The organism is Sphingomonas sp. (assembly GCF_019242355.1).
Classification (GTDB): Bacteria; Pseudomonadota; Alphaproteobacteria; order Sphingomonadales; family Sphingomonadaceae; genus Sphingomicrobium.
In genome coordinates, this window is sequence record NZ_JAFAVR010000181.1 from 1 (window position 1) to 6,798 (window position 6,798).

8 protein-coding genes and 1 pseudogene are annotated in these 6,798 nt (G+C 67.6%); 5 read left to right on the top strand and 4 right to left on the bottom strand.

Going from position 1 to position 6,798, the window contains the following annotated elements; translation table 11 throughout:
• A pseudogene (gene eno / locus JOZ79_RS09160) lies at positions 1-748 on the bottom strand (phosphopyruvate hydratase); the annotation flags it as partial.
• Positions 749-894: 146 nt separating this feature from the next.
• Between eno and JOZ79_RS09165 the strand changes: the two are divergent.
• The 5 genes from JOZ79_RS09165 to JOZ79_RS09185 are packed head-to-tail and all read left to right on the top strand — an operon-like array spanning position 895 to position 2,834.
• A complete protein-coding gene (locus JOZ79_RS09165; protein WP_294073432.1) occupies positions 895-1,440 on the top strand; it encodes a hypothetical protein in 546 nt (181 codons plus the stop codon).
• Positions 1,440-1,787, top strand: a complete 348-nt coding sequence (locus JOZ79_RS09170; RefSeq protein WP_294073433.1) for a phage holin family protein — start codon at positions 1,440-1,442, stop codon at positions 1,785-1,787. Before JOZ79_RS09165 ends, JOZ79_RS09170 begins: the two co-directional genes overlap by 1 nt.
• Positions 1,784-2,125 carry a DUF3618 domain-containing protein gene (locus JOZ79_RS09175; RefSeq protein ID WP_294073434.1) on the top strand — a complete coding sequence of 114 codons (342 nt, stop codon included), beginning with the start codon at positions 1,784-1,786 and terminating at the stop codon, positions 2,123-2,125. The genes JOZ79_RS09170 and JOZ79_RS09175 overlap by 4 nt, the downstream gene beginning before the upstream one ends.
• Complete coding sequence (locus JOZ79_RS09180; protein WP_294073435.1) at positions 2,122-2,550, top strand: hypothetical protein; 429 nt, start codon at positions 2,122-2,124, stop codon at positions 2,548-2,550. Before JOZ79_RS09175 ends, JOZ79_RS09180 begins: the two co-directional genes overlap by 4 nt.
• A gap of 47 nt (positions 2,551-2,597) precedes the next feature.
• The gene (locus JOZ79_RS09185; protein WP_294073436.1) at positions 2,598-2,834 is read left to right on the top strand and encodes a DUF4170 domain-containing protein; all 237 of its coding nucleotides are present in this window, start codon (positions 2,598-2,600) and stop codon (positions 2,832-2,834) included.
• A 20-nt stretch (positions 2,835-2,854) separates the two neighbouring features.
• On the opposite strand, the gene JOZ79_RS09190 is transcribed toward JOZ79_RS09185, so the two are convergent.
• From JOZ79_RS09190 to carB, 3 genes are all read right to left on the bottom strand, one after another.
• A complete protein-coding gene (locus tag JOZ79_RS09190) occupies positions 2,855-3,484 on the bottom strand; it encodes a rhomboid family intramembrane serine protease (RefSeq protein WP_294073437.1) in 630 nt (209 codons plus the stop codon).
• 10 nt (positions 3,485-3,494) lie between these two features.
• Complete coding sequence (greA, locus tag JOZ79_RS09195; protein ID WP_294073438.1) at positions 3,495-3,971, bottom strand: transcription elongation factor GreA; 477 nt, start codon at positions 3,969-3,971, stop codon at positions 3,495-3,497.
• A 74-nt stretch (positions 3,972-4,045) separates the two neighbouring features.
• A partial coding sequence (gene carB, locus JOZ79_RS09200; RefSeq protein WP_294073439.1) for a carbamoyl-phosphate synthase large subunit occupies positions 4,046-6,798 on the bottom strand: 2,753 nt, incomplete at its 5' end.

The following is a 6,798-nucleotide window of genomic DNA, read 5'->3' on the forward strand; positions in this document are numbered from 1 at the left end:
TGAAGAACTCGCTCGCTGCCGGATCCATCGCCAGGAAGACATCCGCGCCCGCCTTGTAGCCCGCGGCGTCGACGGCGCGCAGGATGAACTCGATCGCCTCCCGAGGGGATCCGATGTTCGGTGCGAAGCCGCCCTCGTCCCCGACGCCCGTCGCCAGGCCCGCATCATGAAGCGCGCCTTTCAGCGCATGGAACACTTCGGTTCCGCAACGCAGCGCCTCCGAGAAGCTCGGCAGACCCGCCGGGACGATCATGAACTCCTGAAAGTCGAGCGGATTGTCGGCGTGCGCCCCGCCGTTCAGCACGTTCATCATCGGCACGGGGAGAAGCGTCGCGTCGGCGCCGCCGACATAGCGATAGAGCGGTAGCCCGACCGACTCCGCCGCCGCCTTCGCCGCCGCAAGGCTAACTCCAAGGATCGCATTGGCGCCGAGCCGGCCCTTGTTCGGCGTTCCATCAAGCTCGATCATCTCGGCGTCCAGCCCCGCCTGGTCCTCGGCATCCAGGCCCAGAACCGCCTCGGCGATCTCACCGTTCACCGCCGCGACCGCCTTGGTCACTCCCTTGCCTCCCCAGCGGCTCTTGTCGCCGTCCCGCAGCTCGACCGCCTCGTGAACGCCCGTCGATGCGCCCGACGGCACCGCCGCGCGCCCGAGGCTGCCGTCCTCCAGCTCGACATCGACCTCGACCGTCGGGTTGCCGCGGCTGTCCAGGATCTGGCGGGCGTGAACGTCGACGATGATGGTCATGGCAGGAGGTCCTTGCAGATGCGTAACGATGCTGATTTAGGACGAGCCTATTAGGCCCCGCGCCCGATCGTGCAACTTTCGCTTCGGAAGTCAGGAACGAGGCGTCGCGCTCCCGGGTTGAAGCGGCAAGACAAAGGAGATTCGACATGGCTGACAATGACACTGCCCTGCCGGAGGGGACCGACACCGTGATTGCCGGCGCTTCGCAGGTCGACGGCGCAACTGGCGACAGCGACACTGCTTTGCTTGCAGACCGCGAAACCGCGACCACCACCGACGCGGGCGCTGGCGGCGCATCCGATGCCAGCCTTGCAGAGCGCCTTCGCAGCGGACGAGATAAGTTGTCCGGCCAGGCGGGAGACCGGGCGCGCGGCCTGGTCGGCCAAGGCCTCGAACGTTCATCCGAAGCCCTTGCCAACGTCGGGCGCATGATCGGCGATACCGCGAGCGGCATCGATGACCGCCTGGGCAGCGAATATGGCGACTATGCGCGCCGCGCCGCAAGCGCGATCGAGAATGCGTCGAACACCATCGCCAGCAAGGACCCGGACGAGCTGATCGACGATGCCCGCAACTTCGTCCGCAACAGCCCCGGCATCGCCCTGGCCGGCGCCGCTGTCGTCGGCTTCGTCGTCGCCCGGCTGTTGAGGAGCGGCATCGCGACCAGCGGGACCGACGAAAGCGACGATTGATGCTGAAGGTGCCCGAGCAAGCGCAACCCGCCGCGCCGGAGCGGCCAGTCGGTGAGCTGGTCCACCAGCTGATCGAGGACGGCAAGGCCTATGCGCGGGCCGAGGTCGGCCTGGTTAAGGCGATTGCGAGCGCCAAGGCCGGTGCGCTGGCGATGCCCGCGGGCCTCCTCGCCGCGGCGCTGCTGCTCGGCCTTGCCGCGATCAACGCGCTCGTGCTCGGCGTCGTCCTGGCACTGGCGAGGTTCGTCGGGCCGCTGCTTGCCGGCCTGATCGGCACGCTGATCTTCGCCGGCGTCGCGGGCGGCCTCGCCTGGTTCGCGGTCGGCAGGATCAGGAGGGCGCTATGACCGACACGCCGCAGGTCGCCGCAGCCCGGATCGAAGTCGAACGATCGCGGGCGCGGCTGATGACCACCGCACATGAGCTCCAGCACCGGATCAGCCCCGGCACGCTCGCCCGTGACGCCTGGCAGGGCGCGCGAAGCAAGGGCGCCGATCTCGCAGAGGACGCGGTCGACGCGGTCCGTGCCCGGCCCGTCGCAACCGGCGGAGCGGTCGCGGCGGTCGCCCTGTTTCTTGCTCGCCATCCGCTGATGGACCTCGCCGGCAAGGCTTGGGGCGGGATGTCGGGCAAGCGCCGCAAGACCACCACATCGAACACCAGGAATACGGAGACGATCGAATGACCGATTCACGCAGCAGCGACACCACCCGCTCGGGCAGCGGCGCGACGGCTCGCCAGCGGGCGATCGACGCCTATGACAGTGCGCGCGGAAGCGTTGCCGACGCAGGGCGCCGTGCCGCCGACACCCTGACCGAGGCGCCGCTCATCGCTCTTGCCGGCGGACTTGCCGCGGGCGCGCTGATCGCTGCCCTGCTTCCGCGCACCGATGCGGAGGACCGGTGGGTTCGCCCGACCGCCCGGCGGGTCCGGAGGAGTGCCAATGCCGCATTCGATGCGGCACGGACGACCGGCACCCAGCGTCTCGGCGAGGTCGGCCTCAGCCGGGAAAAGGGCGAGGAGACGATCCGCTCGCTGCTCGACCGGGTTACGGATGTCGCGAAGGCAACGGCGCAGGCGGCAACGGACGCCGCGAAGAACGCGAACTGACGCTGGTTGCGGTTCGCAGGGCGCCAGAATCCTGCTAGCGGGCCGCAATGAGCAAGCTTCATCTCGTGTTCGGCGGCCGGGTCAAGGATCCGCGCGGCCTCGACTTCGACATGTCGACGATCGACCTGGTCGGCATCTACGACAGCTACGCCGCGGCCGAGGACGCCTGGCGCGGGAAGGCCCAGGGCAGTGTCGACGACGCCGAGATGAAATATGTCGTCGTCCACCTGCACCGCCTGCTGGAGCCGGAAGGGATCTCGCGACCGAAGCAGCCGGCGAGCTAGCTTGGGCTAGACCAGGGATGCTAGGCCTTCCGGTACCGCCACATCAGTAGCGGCCGCTGAAGCAGCAGGCCCGCGATGAAACCACCGATGTGGGCGGGCGTCGCAAGTAGCGTGCCCTGCCCGCTCGCCAGCCATCCGACCATGAACTGCAACACGACCCAGGCAGCCAACAGCCACACGACGTTGATCCAGCGATTGAAGCGGGCCGATGACGTCACCCGTTTCGCCCGTCCGAAGCTCAGAGCGAACGCTCCGATCACTGCGCTGATGGCGCCGCTCGCGCCGACCATGGGCGTCAGTCCGTGCGGTTCCGCGAGCCACTGCGCCGCAGCCGCTGCATAAGCCCCGACCACATACAGCAGCACCAGGCACGACCGGCCGAGCACCCGCTCCACCTGGCTTCCGCACCAGAACAGCATCAGCATGTTGAAGCCGAGGTGCAGCAGGCCCGAATGGACCAGGGTCGCGGTCAGGGGCGTAAGGACGGCGGGAACAGCCGGCGCGACGCGGATCAGGCCGTCCACTCGCGCCGGGATGAAGCCAAGGCCGCCCGCCGCGCGGTCGTCCCACCCCAGGGCCATGGTAACTAGCCACGCCGCGCAGGTCAGCGCGATGATCGCAGCCGTCGCCGTGCGGGGAATGCTCCTCACGCCAGCAGGCTCAGACGAACTCGATCTTCTCGACCTGATAGTAGCGATCGCCGGATGGCGTCGACACCTCGACCTCATCGCCCGCCTGGCGCCCGATGAGAGCGCGCCCGAGCGGCGAATTGTAGCTGATGCGGCCCACCCGCGCGTCCGCCTCGGCCTGGCCGACAAGCTGGTAGCGAACGGTCTTTTCGTCCTCGTCGAGCAGGGTCACGGTCGCTCCGAACACGACCTTGTCGCCCGACAGCGACGTCGGGTCGATCACCATCGCCCGGCTCAGCCGGTCCTCGAGGTCGGCGATCATTGCCTCGATCTGGCCCTGGCGTTCCTTGGCGGCATGATATTCAGCGTTCTCGGAGAGGTCGCCATGAGCGCGCGCCTCCTCGATCGCTTCGACGATCTGCGGTCGCTCCAGTCGCAGTCGCTTCAGCTCGTCGCTGAGCATTGCATGGCCCTGGGCCAGCATCGGCACCTTGTCGGCACTCGCCATGTCGATCCCTTTATTCAAAAGCTCGCCCCGCGGCCCGGATGGGCTCACACAAGGGCGCTGATTGTCGGTGGAGCTTAACTCGCGGAGGCGGAATAATAGGACTGGACCGACGCGACTTCAAGCGCGCGGTCGCGCAGCGCCTCGATCGCCCGGGCCGTGGCCAGGCTCGCCGACGCCGTCGTGAAATAGGGCACCTTCTTCACCAGCGCCGTCGCGCGGATCGCCTGGCTGTCCTTCAGCGACTGCCAGCCTTCGGTCGTGTTGAACACCAGCACCACCTGACCGTCGGTCAGGCGGTCGACGATGTGCGGACGGCCCTGCGCCACCTTGTTCACCGGTTCGACGGGCAGGCCTCTCGACTGGAGGTGCGCGGCCGTGCCGCCAGTTGCGATGACCGAGAAGCCGAGCTCGACCAGCTTCTCGACTGCCGGCACAATGTGATCCTTGTCCGCGTCCTTGACCGATACGAAGGCCGTTCCGCTCTGCGGCAGTTTCATCCCGGCGCCAAGCAAGGCCTTGGCGAAGGCGACATCGAAATTGCGTTCCAGACCCATGACTTCGCCGGTGCTCTTCATTTCCGGTCCAAGCACCGGGTCGGTCCCCGGGAACCGCGCGAACGGGAAGACGGATTCCTTGACCGCGATATAATCCAGGTCGCGCCCGACCTCGCCGAAGTTGGCCAGCGGCTCACCGGCCATCACCCTTGCCGCGATCTTCGCCACCGGCACGCCGATCGCCTTGGCGACGAACGGCACTGTCCGGCTCGCGCGCGGATTGACCTCGATGAGGTAAACCTCGCCGTCCTTCACCGCATACTGGACGTTCATCAGGCCCCTGACGCCGAGCGCCAGCGCCAACTCACGGGTCTGCCGCTCGATTTCCCGCACGACGTCGGCCGGGAGGCTATGGGGCGGGATGGAGCAGGTGCTGTCGCCCGAGTGGACCCCCGCTTCCTCGATATGCTGGAGCACCCCGCACACAGCGACGTCCGTCCCATCGCAGATGGCGTCGACGTCGACCTGGATCGCATCGCGCAGGTAGCGGTCGATGAGCACCGGGCTTGATCCCGACACCGCGACAGCGGTCGCGATATAATGATCGAGCTGGGCCGGGCCGTCGACCACCTCCATGCCCCGCCCGCCGAGCACGTAGGACGGGCGCAAGAGCACCGGATAGCCGATCCTTTCTGCGACGAGCAGCGCTTCCTCCCGGCTGCGCGCGATGCCGTTCGCGGGCTGCTTGAGCCCCAGCGTCGCGACCAGATCGGCGAACCGCTCGCGGTCCTCCGCAAGGTCGATGCTGTCCGGCGAGGTCCCGAGGATCGGCACGCCCGAAGCCTGCAACTCCGCCGCCAGCTTCAGCGGCGTCTGCCCGCCCAGCTGGACGATGACGCCCAGCAATTCGCCCCGCTCCTGCTCGCGCCGAACGATCTCCAGCACGTTCTCCGCCGTCAACGGCTCGAAATAGAGACGGTCCGACGTGTCGGGGTCGGTCGAGACCGTCTCCGGGTTGCAATTGACCATGATGGTTTCGAGCCCGGCGCCATCCCGGCCAAGCGCGAACGCCGCGTGGCAACAGCAATAGTCGAACTCGATGCCCTGCCCGATCCGGTTCGGCCCGCCGCCCAGGATAATCACCTTGCGGCGGTCGGAAACGTCGGCCTCGTCCTCGGCGTCGCCGAACAGCGGCGCCTCATAGGTCGAATAGAGATAGGGCGTCGCCGCATCGAACTCGGCCGCGCAGCTATCGATGCGCTTGAACACCGGCCTGACTCCAAGCGCCAGGCGATGGGCGCGCACTTCAGACTCCGTGACCCCGCCCGTCATCGCCTTGGCCGCATCGTGAACGACGCCCGATGGCCCGGGTTGTGCCGCGAAATGCGCCGACTGCAGCGCAAGCTGGGCAAGCCGCGCGTCGGCGAAGCCCATGGCCTTCAGCCGCCGCATTCCGCGAGCGTCGCTCGGCAGGCCCTCGGCCCGCACCTGCTCCTCGGCGCGGACGATCTCCTCCAGCCGCCGCAGGAACCAGGGGTCGAAACCCGCGATCTGGTTGATCCGCTCGACCGTGAAGCCCTGCCGCAGCGCCTCCGCCGCGACCAGCAGCCGGTCCGGTGTCGACCGCGCCAGCGCGCTTTCAATCGTCGTCGGATCGGCATTCTCCAGCTCGCGCACCCGGTCGAGCCCGCACAGCCCCGTTTCCAGCCCGCGCAATGCCTTTTGCAGGCTCTCGGCGAAGCTGCGGCCGATCGCCATCACTTCGCCGACCGACTTCATCGCCGTCGACAGCATCGCCTGCGATCCCTTGAACTTCTCGAAGGCGAAGCGCGGGATCTTGGTGACGACATAATCGATCGTCGGTTCGAAACTGGCCGGGGTGGCGCCGCCGGTGATGTCGTTGGCGATCTCGTCGAGCGTGTAGCCGACCGCCAGGCGCGCCGCGACCTTGGCGATCGGGAAGCCCGTCGCCTTGGACGCCAGCGCCGACGAGCGCGACACGCGCGGGTTCATTTCGATCACGACCATCCGCCCGGTCTTCGGATCGACCGCGAACTGGACGTTGGAACCACCTGTTTCGACGCCAATTTCCCGAAGCACGGCGATGCTTGCCGAGCGCATCCGCTGATATTCCTTGTCGGTCAGCGTCAGCGCCGGCGCGACCGTGATCGAATCCCCGGTGTGCACCCCCATCGGGTCGATATTCTCGATCGAGCAGATGATGATGGCGTTGTCCGCGCGGTCGCGGACCACCTCCATCTCAAATTCCTTCCACCCGACGAGGCTCTCGTCGATCAGCACCTCGGTGGTCGGCGAAGCCTCCAGCCCCGTTC

Coding starts and splice junctions, on each gene's coding strand:
- JOZ79_RS09165 (WP_294073432.1), top strand. CDS start 895: ATGGCTGACAATGACACTGCCCTGCCGGAGGGGACCGACACCGTGATT.
- JOZ79_RS09170 (WP_294073433.1), top strand. CDS start 1,440: ATGCTGAAGGTGCCCGAGCAAGCGCAACCCGCCGCGCCGGAGCGGCCA.
- JOZ79_RS09175 (WP_294073434.1), top strand. CDS start 1,784: ATGACCGACACGCCGCAGGTCGCCGCAGCCCGGATCGAAGTCGAACGA.
- JOZ79_RS09180 (WP_294073435.1), top strand. CDS start 2,122: ATGACCGATTCACGCAGCAGCGACACCACCCGCTCGGGCAGCGGCGCG.
- JOZ79_RS09185 (WP_294073436.1), top strand. CDS start 2,598: ATGAGCAAGCTTCATCTCGTGTTCGGCGGCCGGGTCAAGGATCCGCGC.
- greA (WP_294073438.1), bottom strand. CDS start 3,971: ATGGCGAGTGCCGACAAGGTGCCGATGCTGGCCCAGGGCCATGCAATG.